The organism is Pseudomonas sp. Root569 (genome assembly GCF_001427465.1).
GTDB lineage: Bacteria > Pseudomonadota > Gammaproteobacteria > Pseudomonadales > Pseudomonadaceae > Aquipseudomonas > Aquipseudomonas synxantha.
Window position 1 is genome coordinate 175,531 of record NZ_LMGQ01000029.1, and the last position, 15,379, is coordinate 190,909.

The window sequence follows — 15,379 nt, forward strand, 5'->3', positions numbered from 1 at the left end:
GACTCTTTTACTTCACAGAAAATTCCGTGTTTTTTTAAAGCATTTTGCTCAGTCGCTTATTTCTTTTAACGCGTACGCAAATCCATCTTATTAGTTGAAGTTTATTGAACTTAGGCTATACGCAGGCATCCGACCGAGCCCGCGGTTTGCCTGGGGCATTCATCACTCTGATGGTGCGTGGGTGCAGGAAAAACCTTCGCTACACTGCCGGTCACTTCTTTCGTGAACCACAAGGCACTTCCTATGCAAAACCGCATGATGATCACTGGCGCCGGGTCCGGCCTGGGTCGTGAAATCGCTCTGCGCTGGGCCCGTGAGGGCTGGCAGTTAGCCTTGTCGGATGTCAGCGACGCCGGTTTGCAGGAAACCCTCAAGCAGGTCCGCGAGGCGGGCGGTGATGGGTTTACCCAGCGCTGTGACGTGCGTGACTACAGCCAGCTCACTGCGCTGGCCCAGGCGTGCGAGGTGAAGCTGGGTGGCATCGATGTGATCGTCAACAATGCCGGCGTGGCCTCAGGCGGGTTCTTCGCCGAACTGTCCCTGGAGGACTGGGACTGGCAGATCGCAATCAACCTGATGGGCGTGGTCAAGGGCTGCAAGGCGTTCCTGCCGCTGCTGGAAAAGAGCAAGGGCCGGATCATCAACATTGCGTCGATGGCCGCGCTGATGCAAGGCCCGGCCATGAGCAACTACAACGTGGCCAAGGCCGGCGTGGTGGCGTTGTCGGAAAGCCTGCTGGTGGAGCTCAAGCAGCAGGAAGTCGGCGTACATGTGGTGTGCCCGTCGTTTTTCCAGACCAACCTGCTCGACTCGTTCCGAGGGCCGACCCCGGCCATGAAGGCGCAGGTGGGTAAGTTGCTTGAGAGTTCGCCCATCACCGCGACGGATATCGCTGATTACATCTACCAGCGCGTGGCCGCAGGCGAATTCATGATCCTGCCCCATGAGCAAGGACGCATGGCCTGGGCGCTGAAACAGAAAAACCCGCAGTTGCTGTATGACGAGATGACGCTGATGGCTGACAAAATGCGCGCCAAGGCCCAAGCCGTTAAAGGCTGATCCGGGCGAAGTCTGTCAGGTAAATTACCTACCTGTGTAGGCAGCGCCTGATTTGATCGCAAGCCATTGCCGGTCCATTTTCAAGGGCGCATGGTCAGGGTCCTGTCACTCGAAAAGGACAACCGCCATGCTGGTCTTGAGCCGCACTCTAGGCGAAGCCATCTCCATCGGCGATGACATCGTCGTGCATATCCTTGAAGTAAACGGTACCCACGTGAAATTCGGCATCGACGCGCCACAGGACGTCAAAGTGCACCGAGCCGAGGTGTACCAGAAGATTCTCAAACACCAAGGGCCCGCCACCCATCCTGTGCCGGTCCCCAATCTTTAGGCGCAGGTGTTCAGTCGAACAGATGCTTGGGCACATCGTGCTTGAGCATCAGTTGGCATTGCTCGCTATCGGGGTCGAAGACGATCAGTGCCTGGCCCTTGGTCAGCGCCTGTCGCACGCGCAGCACGCGGGTTTCCAGGGGCGTATCGTCGCCATTATCAGTGCCGTCGCGGGTGACGAAGTCTTCGATGAGGCGGGTCAGGGTGTCGACTTCAAGTGCATCGTGGGGAATCAGCATACAAGCCTCGGGGGTAGAATCCCGGCGATGCTACTGCGCCGGGACCTTTGTTGCCAGTATCAGGTGGTGCCAGGGTCAGGACTTCTGACCCACAAGGCTGTCCACCGACGGTACGCGGGTGTCGCTCTCCATTTGGGTCTCATGCTCGATCTGGTGACTGAACCGGTCCAGGGAGCCCTGGGCCGGTTGCGCATCGCTGGCGAACACTGGCGGGCTAAGGATGTACGCGCCCAGCAAGCGACTCAGCGCAGCCAGGCTATCGATATGGGTGCGTTCGTAGCCATGGGTGGCATCGCAACCGAACGCCAGCAGAGCGGTGCGGATGTCATGGCCGGCAGTCACCGCCGAGTGCGCATCGCTGAAGTAATAACGGAACAGATCGCGGCGCACCGGCAGGTCGTTATCCGCCGCCAGACGCAGCAAGTGCCGCGACAGGTGATAGTCATACGGCCCGCCGGAGTCCTGCATCGCCACGCTCACCGCATGTTCGCTGGAGTGTTGGCCGGGGGCGACCGGGGCGATATCGATGCCGACAAACTCACTGACATCCCAGGGCAGGGCGGCCGCCGCGCCACTGCCGGTCTCCTCGGTGATGGTGAACAGCGGGTGGCAGTCGATCAGCAGCGGCTCGCCACTGTCGATGATCGCCTTGAGCGCGGCAAGCAGGGCGGCGACACCGGCCTTGTCATCCAGATGGCGAGCACTGATATGCCCACTCTCGGTGAACTCCGGCAGCGGGTCGAAGGCCACATAGTCACCGACGCTGATACCCAGGGAGTCGCAATCGGCGCGGGTGGCACAGTAGGCGTCCAGGCGCAGCTCCACGTGGTCCCAGCTCACCGGCATTTCATCCACGGCAGTGTTGAACGCATGCCCGGAGGCCATCAACGGCAACACGCTGCCGCGAATCACACCATTATCGGTAAACAGGCTGACCCGGCTGCCTTCGGCAAAGCGGCTCGACCAGCAGCCCACCGGGGCCAGGGTCAGGCGGCCGTTGTCCTTGATTGCACGCACGGCGGCGCCGATGGTGTCCAGGTGCGCGGAGACGGCGCGGTCAGGGCTGTTTTTCTGGCCCTTGAGAGTGGCGCGAATGGTGCCGCGCCGGGTCATCTCAAACGGGATGCCAAGTTCTTCCAGGCGTTCGGCGACGTAGCGCACGATGGTGTCGGTGAATCCGGTCGGGCTGGGGATGGCGAGCATTTCCAGCAACACTTTTTGCAGGTAGGCGAGATCGGGTTCGGGGATGGTTCGGGTCATGGAAACTCCTGATGAGTAGTGGGCATCGATGGTTTCGATGAAAGGGTTGAGCGATTCGTTGCCTGTGCCGGCCTCATCGGGGGCAAGCCCCATCCCACCCTTGATGTGTGAACACAGGCAAATGTGGGAGGGGGCTTACCCTCGATAGCGGTTTCACATTCAACACAAGCCTCAAGCGGTCGGCTGACTGTGCGGAAACAACAAATCCACAAACTTTTCTGCGGTAGGTTGCGGTTCATGGTTGGCCAGCCCGGCCCGTTCGTTGGCTTCGATAAACACGTACTCCGGTTGGTCGGCCGCCGGCACCATCAGGTCCAGGCCGACCATGGGAATATCCAGGGCGCGGGCAGCACGCACGGCAGCGTCCACCAGCGTTGGGTGCAGGATCGCCGTGACATCTTCCAGGCAACCACCGGTATGCAGGTTGGCGGTGCGCCGTACGGCTAGTTGCACGCCCCGGGGCAGGATGCTGTCGTAGTCATAACCTGCGGCTTTGAGGGTGCGCTCGGTTTCCGCATCCAGAGGGATTTTGCTCTCGCCGTCGGTGGCAGCCTGGCGACGTCGGCTCTGGGCCTCGATCAAGGCGCGGATGGAATGCTGGCCGTCACCGATCACTTCGGCAGGGCGGCGAATCGCGGCGGCGACCACTTCAAAACCGATCACCAGGATGCGCAGGTCCAGGCCTTCGTGGAAGCTTTCCAGCAATACGCGACTATCGAACTGGCGCGCCGCTTCGATGGCTTGCTGCACCTCTTCGATGGTTCGCAGGTCTACCGCCACGCCTTGGCCTTGCTCGCCGTCCAGTGGCTTGACCACGATGTGCTGGTGTTCATCGAGAAACTCCAGGTTGTCGTCGGCACTGCCCGCCAACTGCTGCGAGGGCAGTTGCAGGCCGGCGGCCTTGAGCACCTTGTGGGTCAGGCTCTTATCCTGGCACAGGGTCATGCTGATGGCGCTGGTCAGGTCGCTCAGGGACTCCCGGCAACGCACGCGGCGCCCGCCATGGCTGAGGGTGAACAGGCCCGCATCGGCATCGTCGACCTGCACATCAATGCCGCGCCGATGGGCTTCCTCGACGATGATCCGCGCATAGGGATTGAACTCCGCCTGCGGCCCGGGGCCGAGGAACAGCGGCTGGTTGATGCCGTTCTTGCGCTTGATCGCAAAGGTGGTCAACGCGCGAAAGCCGAGCTTGGCGTACAGGCTCTTGGCCTGGCGGTTATCGTGCAGCACCGACAGGTCCAGGTAGCTCAAGCCACGGCTCATGAAGTGCTCCACCAAGTGGCGCACCAGTACTTCACCGACCCCGGGCCGCGTGCATTGCGGGTCGACGGCCAGGCACCACAGGCTGCAACCGTTTTCCGGATCCTGGAAGGCTTTATGGTGATTGAGGCCCATCACGCTGCCGATCACTGCCCCGGTGTCTTCGTCCTCGGCCAGCCAGTACACCGGGCCGCCCTGATGGCGCGGCGTCAGGCGCTCGGCGTCGACGGGCAACATGCCGCGGCCCTGATACAGCTGATTGACGGCCTGCCAATCGGCATCGCTTTGCACCCTGCGAATGCGAAAGCCGCGAAACACCCGGGTTGCCGGGCGATAATCGCTGAACCACAAGCGCAGGGTGTCGGACGGATCCAGGAACAACTGCTGCGGGTCTATCCCGAGGATCTGCTGGGGCGCTGCCACGTAGAGCGCGATGTCGCGCTCGCCGGGCTGCTCATTGAGCAGTTCCTGGGCCAGGGTGGCCGGGTCCGGGAAGGTATGGCCGATCAGCAACCGCCCCCAGCCGCAATGCACGGCAATCGGCTCGGCGGCCAGTGGGCTGCCATCTTCGGCCAGGCGCGCTTGCAGGCGCTCGTAGGTCGGCGCCTGGCCCTTGAGTAAGCGTTGGCTGTACGCCGCGGCATTCGGTTTCATCGATCAGATTCCTTGTTCGCTGAGCCACAGGTTCAGCGCCGCCAACTGCCACAGCTTGGAGCCGCGCAGCGGGGTCAGTTGGCCCTGGGGGTCGGTGAGCAAGCGGTCGAGCATGGCCGGGTTGAACAGGCCACGGTCCTGGCTCGGGTCCAGCAGCAGTTCACGCACCCAGTTCAAGGTGTCGCCTTGCAAGTGCTTGAGGCCGGGCACCGGGAAGTAGCCTTTCTTGCGGTCGATGACTTCGCTGGGGATGACCCGGCGCGCCGCTTCCTTGAGTACCTGTTTGCCGCCGTCGGGCAGCTTGAACTTGCCCGGCACGCGGGCCGATAGCTCCACCAGGCGGTAGTCGAGGAACGGCGTACGCGCTTCCAGGCCCCAGGCCATGGTCATGTTGTCGACCCGCTTGACCGGGTCATCCACCAGCATCACCGTGCTGTCCAGGCGCAGGGCCTTGTCCACCGCGGCATCCGCGCCCGGCATGGCGAAATGTTCGCGCACGAAATCACCGGCGGCGTCGTTGGCGGTCAGCCATTTCGGCGCGACGGTGGCCGCGTAGTCGTCGTAGCTGCGGTCAAAAAACGCATCGCGGTACGCGGCGTAGGGGTCGCTGGCGCCATCCACCTGCGGATACCAGTGGTATCCAGCAAACAGTTCATCGGCGCCCTGGCCGCTCTGCACTACCTTGCAATGCTTGGCCACTTCCCGCGACAGCAGGTAGAAGGCGATGCAGTCATGACTGACCATCGGCTCGCTCATGGCGCGGAACGCCGCCGGCAATTGCTCGATGATTTCGCTCTCGGCGATGCGCAGTTGGTGATGGCGGGTGCCGTAGTGCTTGGCGATCAGGTCCGAGTACTGGAATTCGTCGCCGCGTTCGCCACCGGCATCTTCAAAGCCGATGGAAAAAGTCGACAGGTCCTGCACGCCAACTTCACGCAGCAGACCGACGAGCATGCTCGAATCGACACCACCGGAGAGCAGCACGCCTACATCCACAGCGGCGCGTTGACGGATAGCCACGGCTTCGCGGGTACTGTCGAGGACGCGGTCGGTCCAGTCTTCAAGGCTGAGGTTCTGCTCATCCTCACGGGGGCCATAGGGCAGGGTCCACCAGGTTTTCTGCTCGGTTTTGCCGCTGGCCTCGATGCGCATCCAGGTGGCGGGTGGCAACTTTTCGATGCCCGCCAGCAAGGTGCGCGGGGCCGGCACCACCGCATGGAAATTCAAATAATGATTAAGGGCCACCGGATCCAGGATCGGGTTGATATCGCCACCCTTGAGCAGCGCCGGCAACGCCGAGGCAAAGCGCAGGCGCTGGCCGGTGCGCGACAGGTATAAAGGTTTCACGCCCAGGCGGTCACGGGCGATGAACAGGCGCTGGGCGTCACGTTCCCAGATAGCGAACGCGAACATGCCATTGAGCTTGGGCAGCAGCGCCTCACCCCAAGCGTGATAACCCTTGAGCAACACTTCGGTGTCGCCGCCGGAATAGAAGGCGTAGCCCAGGGCTTCAAGCTCTTGCCGCAGTTCGGGGAAGTTATAGATCGCGCCGTTGAAAGCCAGGGACAGCCCCAGTTGGGCGTCGACCATCGGCTGGGCTGAGCCGTCCGACAGGTCCATGATTTTCAGGCGACGGTGGCCCAGGGCAATCGGCCCTTGGGCGTGGAAGCCCCATGCGTCGGGGCCTCGGGGGGCGAGGTGATGAGTGATGCGTTCTACCGCTGCCAGGTCGGCAGGTTGATGATCAAAGCGTAACTCGCCAGCTAATCCACACATAAAGTCCTTACCGGTTTTTCCGTTGGGGAGAGGTCAACACATCGCGCGCTGAACGCGCAGGTACCCTGAAACTGACCCAGGCATACCCGTGGAGTTTTAGAACGATAAGTTATAAGCAGTCGGGGCCTCAGGCGCTGGTGAGCATCCACGGCCCGCCGCGGGCTGCGTGGCGGGGGCGTTAGATAGGTCAAGGTTGCACGCAAATTATGGGGCGGTAGCCCGCGCAAACCAGCAGGTATTCAAACCCATTCCCGGCGGCGGCGGGCATATGGTGGAGCGTCATTATTCAAGGTTGTCATGGAGGTCATGGATGTCACAGGTAAGTGAGGTGGTTACGCCAACGGTGTGGGCGCAGTTGCCCGGCAAACTGCTGGAGGCCACCCAGGATTTGGATATAACCCAAGTTTTGCTCGACCGGTTGCCCGGCTGGATGGTTCATGCCGACGCCCGCAGCCTGGCGCATATCAAGCGTGAGCATGAGGACAGTGAGGTATTGCGCGAGACGCTCGATAGGCTATTGAAAAACCTGGAGCCGCTCGACGAGTTCTGCAGCGAGCGACTTGAAGCATTGCTGCTCTCCAAGGGCCAGCAGTTGGATGTAAAGCACGATGTGCTGGAGTTGCCCCATCGCTCGATGACTAACGCCAACCCCGACCTGCTTGGGCCGCTGTTGATGACGGTGACGGTCGAGAAGCGCACGCTGCTGCAGGCCGCTATGCAGAATTTCAGCGCCTCCCAGGCTGAGGACGGCGGCTTGGGCATCGGTGCACTGGTGCGCGACGTCGGTACGGGGCTTGAGGTCGAGTCCATGAGTGCCGTCGAGTTTGCCGGCTATTGTCGTGAGTTGGACCTGGGGGCGGCCTATCAGCAACATCTGCGCGAGGTCTTCGACTTGCCCGCCCCTGGCGAGGTGACGACGGTGGATGCCTATAACCCGTCCGCCAGGGACATTGGCCGGCTCAAGCTGAGTGACATGCGCCTGGACCTGCATGTCGCCATGGGCAAGGGGCATGTGACCACGCAGACCGGCACGCTGTTATTCAAGGTGCTGTGGTCGGGCAGGGACACTTATCCAACCCGCGACCTGTTGCTGGAGGGCCGTGCTCTGGTCTGGCATGGATTGAACATCGACCAGGCATGCGCATGGAGCGTGCTGGTATTTTCCGGCAGCACCGGCCAGGGCCTGTCCCCGGGGCGCTGCGTGGTGTACATGCCCAACGATCCAGCCCGCCCATGGTTCGAGTACGACACCTTGGCGGCGTTCAAGGGCTATCTGTCGTCCAAGCTGCAGGAGCCAGCCTATCGCGAATTTTTCAAGGGCTATCTGGACGAATCCGAGCGCGTGGACTTTTTCCAGCGTTTTGATACCCGTAAAGCCGTGGAAAGCCTTGAGGCGGTGTCGGTCACCGTCGGTGTGTCGCGGTTTTTTTTCGATGCCTATGTCGGCAAGGCGCAATTGGATGCCAGGGTACTGGCGGTGCCGGTGGCGGAGGTAGACGAGGAGGCTCGCAGATCGCTGAACGAACGTTATGTGGAGCTGGGCCTGACATTGGCCAATATTGCCGGTTTTTTTGTGCCGGGCCTGGGCCAGTTGATGCTGGGGGTAGGCGTGGGTCAACTGCTGGGCGAGGTCTTCGAGGGCGTCCAGGATTGGCGACACGAGCACAAGACCCAGGCACTGGAGCATATGACCAATGTGGCCACAGGCATCGCGTCAATGGCACTGTTGGCAGCCGGGGGCAAAGTTGTCGGCGCCTTGTTCAAGGGCGCTTCGAGCACGCCGGCAAGTTATTTCGAGCAGTTCGAGGCGGTCAAGTCCGCCCAGGGGCAATCACGGTTGTGGCGACGTGATCTGCGCCCCTACCAGCAGTCGGTGACTCCTGAGGTGCTTGCCAACCCTAGCTACAAAGGCATTTACCAATATCAAGGGCGCTCTTATATCGCGATTGACGGCGCGATCTACCGGGTGTTTTTCGATGCGGGCATCGGTCGTTGGCGCGTGCTGCATCCGGTGCGTGAAGCGGCCTATTGCCCGCTGCTGGAGCACAACGGCTTCGGCGGCTGGCGTCATCAGGCCGAGCAGGTCGAACAGTGGAACAGCCCGAACTATGTACTTGAGCGCTTGTCGCCCGGCTTGAGATCACTGCCCGATGGCCGCCTGGACGAAATCATCAGCACCACCAACAGCCGGTTGCCCTGGTTACGCCAACTGGCGCAGTACAACCAGCCCTTGCCGCAGCGGCTGCGCGACTGTGTGATGCGTTGGCGCCAGGAGCAATTGATCCGCGACCTGGCCTGGCAACTGGAATTCCAGAGCCAGCCAGATGCCGGTACGGGGACCGTGCAAATGCTGGCCTTGCCGATGCTGGAAGGGTGGCCCAAGGGGCGGTTTTTCGAGCTGCTGGACGCCGAGGGTAATTTGCTCAAGCGCTATCCCGACACCGCTCCATTCGATTACGAAGACATGAGCATCCACGTCAGTGAGCAGCAACTCAAGGACGGCCAGGTGATGCACACGCTGCTCGAGGCCCTCAGCGACAAGGAACGCGACGTGCTGTTGGGCGAAAAAACCGACATCCAGCAGGCCCATAAGCTGCTGCGTACGCGTTTGCTGGCGGGGGTAAAACGGCATTACCGCACGCTGTTCGACCAGCTCTGCGAACATGCTGATCGGCCCGCTTCGGGCATTGCCGGCGTGCTCAAACACCGCTTCGCGCAATTGCCCACCGGGATGGCCGAGGAGCTATTGGCCCAGGCGTCGTCATGGGAACGCCTGTATTTGCGCAATACCGCCAGCGTGCCCTTGCGCCTGTCGCAGCGTGCCAGGCAGGCGTGGCGCGAGCTGCAGGAAGACCGTGCGGTGGCCGGCTTCTACCTGCCGCCGTTGGCCACCGAATCGACTCAACGCCTGGCGGTCAGCCTGCTGGGGCGGTTACCGGGATGGCCGGCGCAGCTGCGCGTGCAAGTGCATGAGCAGACGTTGGACGGTGCCTTGATTGGCAAGCTGGAAAATGCCACGGCGACCCGCCTGCGCAAGGTAGTCAAGTCTGGTCAGGGCTACCAGGCTTTCGATGAGCAGGGTCGCTCCCTGCATGAGCCGCTGCCAGGCCCGTTGGGCTTTTACCAGGCACTGTTGAACACGCTTTCAGCCACAGAGCGCACCGGCCTGGGGATTTACTCCACCGGCGAGCGGGGCGCCACGCAGTTGCAGTTGAGGTTACGCTGGCGGGTCGGGGATGAGCGTGACCTGGTGGCTGGGCATCTGCGGCGTGTCTCTGCCGAATCCTTGCCGTCGTGGGGCGAAGGTTGCGTGCAGGCGTCACCGCCGCAGGTTACGCCGCAGCCGGCGGCACTGGTCCGCAAGGTGAAAAAACTCTACCCCTTGCTCGATGATGCCCAGGCTTCAAGCCTGATCGAAAGCCTGGGGGCTGATCACATGGCACGTGCCCGTGCGGTCAAGGGCCTGCAGGACGACTATGAAACCCTGCGCTCAGTGCTCAGCACCTGGCGCCATGACCGCGCCGCGCTGACGAAAATCCCGGGCACGCCAGCGGACGCGCGGTTCAGTCGCAAGATCATCGTGCAGCGCATCAAAGACTGTTGGCGAAGGATGACCGGATTGAACGAAGAAGCCAGCCTGTCACTTGATGAAATGATCGGCGGGCCGCTGCCCACCTTGCCACCCCAGATCAAGTTCGAGCACGTGCGCAAACTGACAATGAAGAACATGGGGGTGGGGGATGAGGTGGGGTATTTCCTCAAGCACTTCACCGGGCTGACGTCCCTCGAGTTGTCGGGTAACCGCTTGACGCGCTTGCCGGAGGCGCTGTCGCGAATGCCGCAGTTGCAAGCCTTGTACCTGGATGACAATCAACTGGCGTTGACCGCCTACACGCGCACCAAGCTGGCAGACCTGCGCAACCTGAGGATCATGAACCTGGCGGGCAACCCGCTGATTGACCCGCCCAGGGTCGATCACCTGTTCGACCTGCACCAACTGATCTTGCGTGACTGCCGGCTCAAGAGCTTTCCCGAACACTTGTGGCGCTTGCCCTACCTGACCAGTGTGGACCTGCGCGAGAACGACATTACCGAGCTGCCGGCTTGGTTGTTCACGGCGCCTCGACAACGCACCCAAGGTATCAACTTGCGCCACAACCCCTTGTCGGCCTCCACCAGCCGGCAAGTGCTCGATTACCGTCGCCAGCGCGGCGTGGGCATGGGCTTTTACGAAGACGATATTGCGCGTTTGAACGAGCAGGCCGCTCGCGAGTTGTGGATGCCGGATTTGCGGCTGGCCGACTACGCGCCAAAAGAGGTGATATGGCGGATGTTGAAGGATGACAGGTCCAGTGACGGCTTGTTCAAGTTGCTGGCCGAGCTGGGCGGCGCGGCTGACAGCGAGCATGTGCGTGAAGACATGTCCCGGCGCGTATGGCGTGTACTCGAGGCGACCAGCCAGCGCGATGAACTGGCTACTGAAGTGTTCGACCGGGCCGCTACCCCATACAACTGCGATGACGGCGCGGCGGTGAGCTTCAGCGCCCTGGAAATCCTGGTTGAGATCAGCGATGCGCGCCGGCAGGTCGAGGGCGGCCAGTTGTCTGCCAGGCCGTTGTTGGCGTTGGGGCGCGGCCTGTATCGGCTTGATCGCCTGGAAAGCATTGCGCGCAATCACAGCATCGCCAACCCCGGCGGCGATCCGTTGGAAGTCAGCCTGGCCTACCGCACCGGCCTGGCCAGCCGTTTCTATCTGCCAGGGCAGCCTAGGCACATGCGTTATGCCGGCTTGAGCGGTGTCACCCCGGCGGCGCTGAGCGATGCGGAAATCAAAATCAAGGCCGCAGAGGTTTCACCCGAGCTGTTGCGTTTTCTCAATGACCTGCCGTTCTGGACGGATTACCTCAAGCGCGCCTATGCCGCCAGTTTCAGAACCCTTAACGAGCCGTTCGAAGCGCGGATGCAAGAGGTGTTCGAACAAGGCGATGACCTTGAGGACGAGGTCTTCAGGTCGCGCATGAACGGCATTCTGCAGGAGCAGGCCACCGCCGAACAGGTGGCCTTCGAGCGCCTGACCCTGGCGGCCATGCGCGCTGACGAACTGGGGGTGTGCGAGATTCGCTAGGCAGGGTTCATGGGGTCTGCCGGGGCTTGCCGCGAATCAATTCACGCAAGGCGAAGCGGTTGGGATGGCACGCTTGAGCCACGCTGGCGGGCAACGGCAGCGGTTCATTATCCAGCCAGGCCGCCAACAGTTCTGCCGACAAGGGCGCGGTGATCAGGCCGCGTGAGCCATGGCCGCTGTTGATGTACACGCCGTCCAGCCAAGGGCAGGGCGTATCGGGCACTTGCCGGGCATCCCGGGCGAGTACGCCGTAGGCTTGGGCGAAGGCCGCTGCATCGGCCAGCGGGCCGACGATGGGCAGGTAATCGGGGCTGGTGCAGCGAAATGCCGCACGCCCCTGCAGGCTTTCCAGTGGTGCGCTGTCAGCATGCAGGGCTTGCAGCAGGGGCTGGGAAATTTCCCGTAGCAGGCTCAGGTTATCGACATGTTCGGCCAGGGTGGGCGTCAAGTCGTCGCTGTTGAACGCAAAACTGGCCCCCAGGGTATGTTCGCCCAGACGTGCGGGGGCGACGTAGCCCTGGGCGCAGACCACCGTGCTCAAGCGTTGGCTTTCAGTGGTTTGCGGCAAGCGGGTGATTTGCCCGCGAATCCGCTTGAGGGGCAGGGCGGCACTGAAGGGGAAGCGCTTGACCTCGGCGGCCCCGGCGAGGATCACCACCGGTGCACTGGCGATCAACGCCTCGGCATCACGGGCCTGCCATTGGCCGTCGACCTGCTGCAAAGTCAGCGCCTCCTGATGAAGGCGCACCTCAATGCCTGGATGGCGGGCCTGCCACTCGCACAACGCTGGCGGATGGACCCAGCCGCCCTCGGGGAAAAACAACCCGCCCTGGTCCAGCGCCACCCCAGCGAAGGCTTGGGCCTGGGCCGCATCGACCGGGTGCAACAGGTCCGTGGCAAAGGCCTGCGCCAGTTGTGCCTGGCGCTCGGCCTCCTTGGGGTTGAACGCCAGTTGCAGCACGCCGCAAGCGTCCCAATCCACGCCACGCTGCAGTTGTTCGAGCAGCCTGCGGGTATAACCGAACCCGCTGACAATCAACTGCGACAGTGTGGTGCCATGGGCCGACAGCTTGAGGTACAGCACCCCTTGCGGGTTGCCGGACGCCTCCTGGGCCAGCGCCGCATGCCGCTCCAGCAGGCACACCTGCCAGCCCCGTGCCGCCAGGCTGGCCGCGGTGGCACAACCGGCCAGCCCCGCACCGATCACCAGGGCGCGGCGTTCTGCGTAGTGGGTTGTTGGGCGGGCGAACCACGGTGGTGTAGCCGTGGGCCTGGGAATATCGGCTGGCCAGCCGACGAACTCACCGCGCAGGATTTCCCACTTGTGGCCGATGCCCGGCGTGCGCTTCATCTTGAAGCCCGCCGCGTTGATCAGCCGTCGCACCCAGCCGGTACTGGTGAAGGTGCTGATGGTCGAGCCCGGCGCCGCCAGGCGCGCCAGTTCGGCGAACAGCTCGGCGGTCCACATATCGGGGTTTTTCGCCGGGGCAAAGCCGTCGAGGAACCACGCATCGATCTGTGCATCCAGTTGCGGCAGTTGCTCCAGGGCATCGCCGATCAACAGGGTCAGGGTCACGCGACCGTGGCCCAGCACCAGGCGCTGGAAGCCCTGATGGATGGCGATGTATTGCGCCAAGAGTTGTTCGGCCAAGGGTTGCAGTTCAGGCCAGAGGGCCAGGGCACGTTGCAGGTCAGGGTGGCTGAGCGGGTATTTTTCCACGCTGACAAAATGCAGCTGCGCACCGGCTGCGGCGTGCTGCTCGAACAGTTGCCAGGCGCAGAGGAAATTCAAGCCGGTGCCGAAGCCGGTCTCGCCAATCACCAGTCGCCCTCCCGCAGGCAAGGCGGCGAAGCGCTCCTGCAGGCGGTTTTGCTCAAGGAACACATAACGGGTTTCTTCAAGGCCCGACTGGTCGGAGAAGTACACATCGTCGAACACCCGCGAGTGCGGGCGGCCTTGGTCATCCCAGTCGAGCTGGGCGTGGGTGATGGGGTTCATGGCGGCTCATAAAGGAAAGCGGGCAAAGACAAGGCGGCCATTCTAGCCGATCAACAGGGGTTGAATTGACCCAAGACAAGCGCGGGTGGAATTTCCTGCCCCAGGTCGTTGCCCAATCCGCTAGTCTTGAGCCATCTTGAAACGGAGCTGCCCATGTTCGAATCCGCCGAAATCGGTCACGCCATCGACAAAGACACCTATGACGCCGAAGTGCCGGCCCTGCGCGAAGCCTTGCTGGAGGTGCAGTACGAACTGCAGCAGCAGAAACGCTTCCCGGTGATTATCCTGATCAACGGCATCGAGGGCGCCGGCAAGGGCGAGACCGTCAAGCTGCTCAATGAGTGGATGGACCCGCGCCTGATCGAAGTGCGTACCTTCGACCAGCAGACCGACGAGGAACTGGCGCGCCCACCGGCCTGGCGCTACTGGCGGCAGCTGCCGGCCAAGGGCCGCATGGGTATCTTTTTCGGCAATTGGTACAGCCAGATGCTGCAAGGCCGGGTGCATGGGCAGATCAAGGACGCCCGGCTCGACCAGGCCATTGCCGGTGCCGAGCGCCTGGAAAAAATGCTCTGTGACGAAGGCGCGCTGATTTTCAAGTTCTGGTTCCATCTGTCCAAGAAGCAGATGAAGGCACGCCTCAAGGCCCTGGCCGACGACCCGTTGCACAGCTGGCGCATCAGCCCGCTGGACTGGCAGCAGTCCAAGACCTACGACAAGTTCGTGCATTTCGGTGAGCGCGTGCTGCGCCGTACCAGCCGGGATTACGCGCCGTGGCATGTGATCGAAGGGGTGGACAGCAATTACCGCAGCCTTACCGTGGGCAAGATCCTGCTCGAAGGCCTGCAAAATGCCTTGAAAATGCCCAAGGGCAAGGCCAGCGGCATGAACCCGGCGCCGCTGCCGTCGGCCGTAGACCAGGTAAGCCTGCTCAACAGCCTCGACATGACCCTGCGCCTGGACAAGGACGACTATGAAGAGCAACTGATCACCGAGCAGGCGCGCTTCTCCGGCCTGATGCGCGACAAGCGCATGCGCAAGCACGCGTTGGTCACGGTGTTCGAGGGCAACGACGCGGCGGGCAAGGGCGGCGCGATCCGTCGTGTGGCCGCCGCCCTGGACCCGCGCCAGTACCATATCGTGCCGATTGCCGCGCCCAGCGAAGACGAACGCGCGCAACCCTACCTGTGGCGGTTCTGGCAGAAGATCCCGGCACGCGGCATGTTCACCGTGTTCGACCGTTCCTGGTATGGCCGTGTGCTGGTGGAACGCGTCGAGGGCTTCTGCACCCCGACGGACTGGATGCGCGCCTATGGCGAAATCAATGATTTCGAGGAGCAGTTGCGCGATGCTGGCGTGATCGTGGTCAAGTTCTGGCTGGCCATTGATAAGCAAACGCAGCTGGAACGTTTCCAGGCCCGTGAAGAGATCCCGTTCAAGCGCTTCAAGATCACCGAGGACGACTGGCGCAATCGCGACAAATGGGACGACTACCGTGCAGCCGTGGGCGACATGGTTGATCGCACCAGCACCGAGGTGGCGCCCTGGACCCTGGTGGAAGCCAATGACAAGCGCTGGGCGCGGGTCAAGGTGCTGCGCACCATCAATCGTGCGTTGGAAGACGCATTCGATAAAACCGACAAGCACGACAAAAAGAAAAAGAAATAGCGCGGA

General features: G+C 62.3%; 9 protein-coding genes. 4 read left to right on the forward strand and 5 right to left on the reverse strand.

Translation table 11 applies throughout. From position 1 onward, the window contains the following. The first annotated feature begins 243 nt into the window (after nt 1-243). Together ASD70_RS27465 and csrA are read left to right on the forward strand one after the other, a co-directional pair. Nucleotides 244-1,059, forward strand: coding sequence for an SDR family oxidoreductase (locus tag ASD70_RS27465; protein WP_046071874.1), 816 nt, complete (start codon nt 244-246; stop codon nt 1,057-1,059). 127 nt (nt 1,060-1,186) lie between these two features. After that, nucleotides 1,187-1,390, forward strand: a complete 204-nt coding sequence (gene csrA, locus ASD70_RS27470; protein ID WP_046071875.1) for a carbon storage regulator CsrA — start codon at nt 1,187-1,189, stop codon at nt 1,388-1,390. Between the two features lie 10 nt (nt 1,391-1,400). Here the strand turns inward: csrA and ASD70_RS27475 are convergent, their stop codons facing one another. From ASD70_RS27475 to ASD70_RS27490, 4 genes are all read right to left on the reverse strand, one after another. After that, nucleotides 1,401-1,628 (reverse strand): YheU family protein, encoded by a 228-nt coding sequence (locus ASD70_RS27475; protein WP_046071876.1) that lies wholly within the window; start codon nt 1,626-1,628, stop codon nt 1,401-1,403. A gap of 75 nt (nt 1,629-1,703) precedes the next feature. After that, on the reverse strand, nt 1,704-2,888 hold the full coding sequence (locus ASD70_RS27480; RefSeq protein WP_056847960.1) for an osmoprotectant NAGGN system M42 family peptidase: 1,185 nt from the start codon (nt 2,886-2,888) through the stop codon (nt 1,704-1,706). A 171-nt stretch (nt 2,889-3,059) separates the two neighbouring features. Next, nucleotides 3,060-4,805: an N-acetylglutaminylglutamine synthetase gene (ngg, locus tag ASD70_RS27485; RefSeq protein ID WP_056847961.1), complete on the reverse strand. Its 1,746-nt coding sequence runs from the start codon at nt 4,803-4,805 to the stop codon at nt 3,060-3,062. A 3-nt stretch (nt 4,806-4,808) separates the two neighbouring features. Further along, on the reverse strand, nt 4,809-6,581 hold the full coding sequence (locus ASD70_RS27490) for an N-acetylglutaminylglutamine amidotransferase (protein WP_056847962.1): 1,773 nt from the start codon (nt 6,579-6,581) through the stop codon (nt 4,809-4,811). A 310-nt stretch (nt 6,582-6,891) separates the two neighbouring features. Here ASD70_RS27490 and ASD70_RS27495 point away from each other — a divergent pair, with 310 nt between their 5' ends. Beyond that, nucleotides 6,892-11,706 carry an NEL-type E3 ubiquitin ligase domain-containing protein gene (locus ASD70_RS27495; protein ID WP_056847963.1) on the forward strand — a complete coding sequence of 1,605 codons (4,815 nt, stop codon included), beginning with the start codon at nt 6,892-6,894 and terminating at the stop codon, nt 11,704-11,706. A gap of 7 nt (nt 11,707-11,713) precedes the next feature. On the opposite strand, the gene mnmC is transcribed toward ASD70_RS27495, so the two are convergent. Continuing rightward, entirely contained in the window at nt 11,714-13,705 is a 1,992-nt protein-coding gene (gene mnmC, locus ASD70_RS27500; RefSeq protein ID WP_056847964.1) for a bifunctional tRNA (5-methylaminomethyl-2-thiouridine)(34)-methyltransferase MnmD/FAD-dependent 5-carboxymethylaminomethyl-2-thiouridine(34) oxidoreductase MnmC, read from the reverse strand. Between the two features lie 153 nt (nt 13,706-13,858). Between mnmC and pap the strand changes: the two genes are divergently transcribed. Next, nucleotides 13,859-15,373 carry a polyphosphate:AMP phosphotransferase gene (gene pap / locus ASD70_RS27505; protein WP_046071882.1) on the forward strand — a complete coding sequence of 505 codons (1,515 nt, stop codon included), beginning with the start codon at nt 13,859-13,861 and terminating at the stop codon, nt 15,371-15,373. Nucleotides 15,374-15,379 lie beyond the last annotated feature (6 nt).

Excerpts from the sequence above, each read along its gene's own strand:
- pap (WP_046071882.1), top strand. The coding sequence starts at position 13,859 with ATGTTCGAATCCGCCGAAATCGGTCACGCCATCGACAAAGACACCTAT.
- ASD70_RS27465 (WP_046071874.1), top strand. The coding sequence starts at position 244 with ATGCAAAACCGCATGATGATCACTGGCGCCGGGTCCGGCCTGGGTCGT.
- ngg (WP_056847961.1), bottom strand. The coding sequence starts at position 4,805 with ATGAAACCGAATGCCGCGGCGTACAGCCAACGCTTACTCAAGGGCCAG.
- ASD70_RS27495 (WP_056847963.1), top strand. The coding sequence starts at position 6,892 with ATGTCACAGGTAAGTGAGGTGGTTACGCCAACGGTGTGGGCGCAGTTG.
- mnmC (WP_056847964.1), bottom strand. The coding sequence starts at position 13,705 with ATGAACCCCATCACCCACGCCCAGCTCGACTGGGATGACCAAGGCCGC.
- ASD70_RS27475 (WP_046071876.1), bottom strand. The coding sequence starts at position 1,628 with ATGCTGATTCCCCACGATGCACTTGAAGTCGACACCCTGACCCGCCTC.
- ASD70_RS27480 (WP_056847960.1), bottom strand. The coding sequence starts at position 2,888 with ATGACCCGAACCATCCCCGAACCCGATCTCGCCTACCTGCAAAAAGTG.
- ASD70_RS27490 (WP_056847962.1), bottom strand. The coding sequence starts at position 6,581 with ATGTGTGGATTAGCTGGCGAGTTACGCTTTGATCATCAACCTGCCGAC.
- csrA (WP_046071875.1), top strand. The coding sequence starts at position 1,187 with ATGCTGGTCTTGAGCCGCACTCTAGGCGAAGCCATCTCCATCGGCGAT.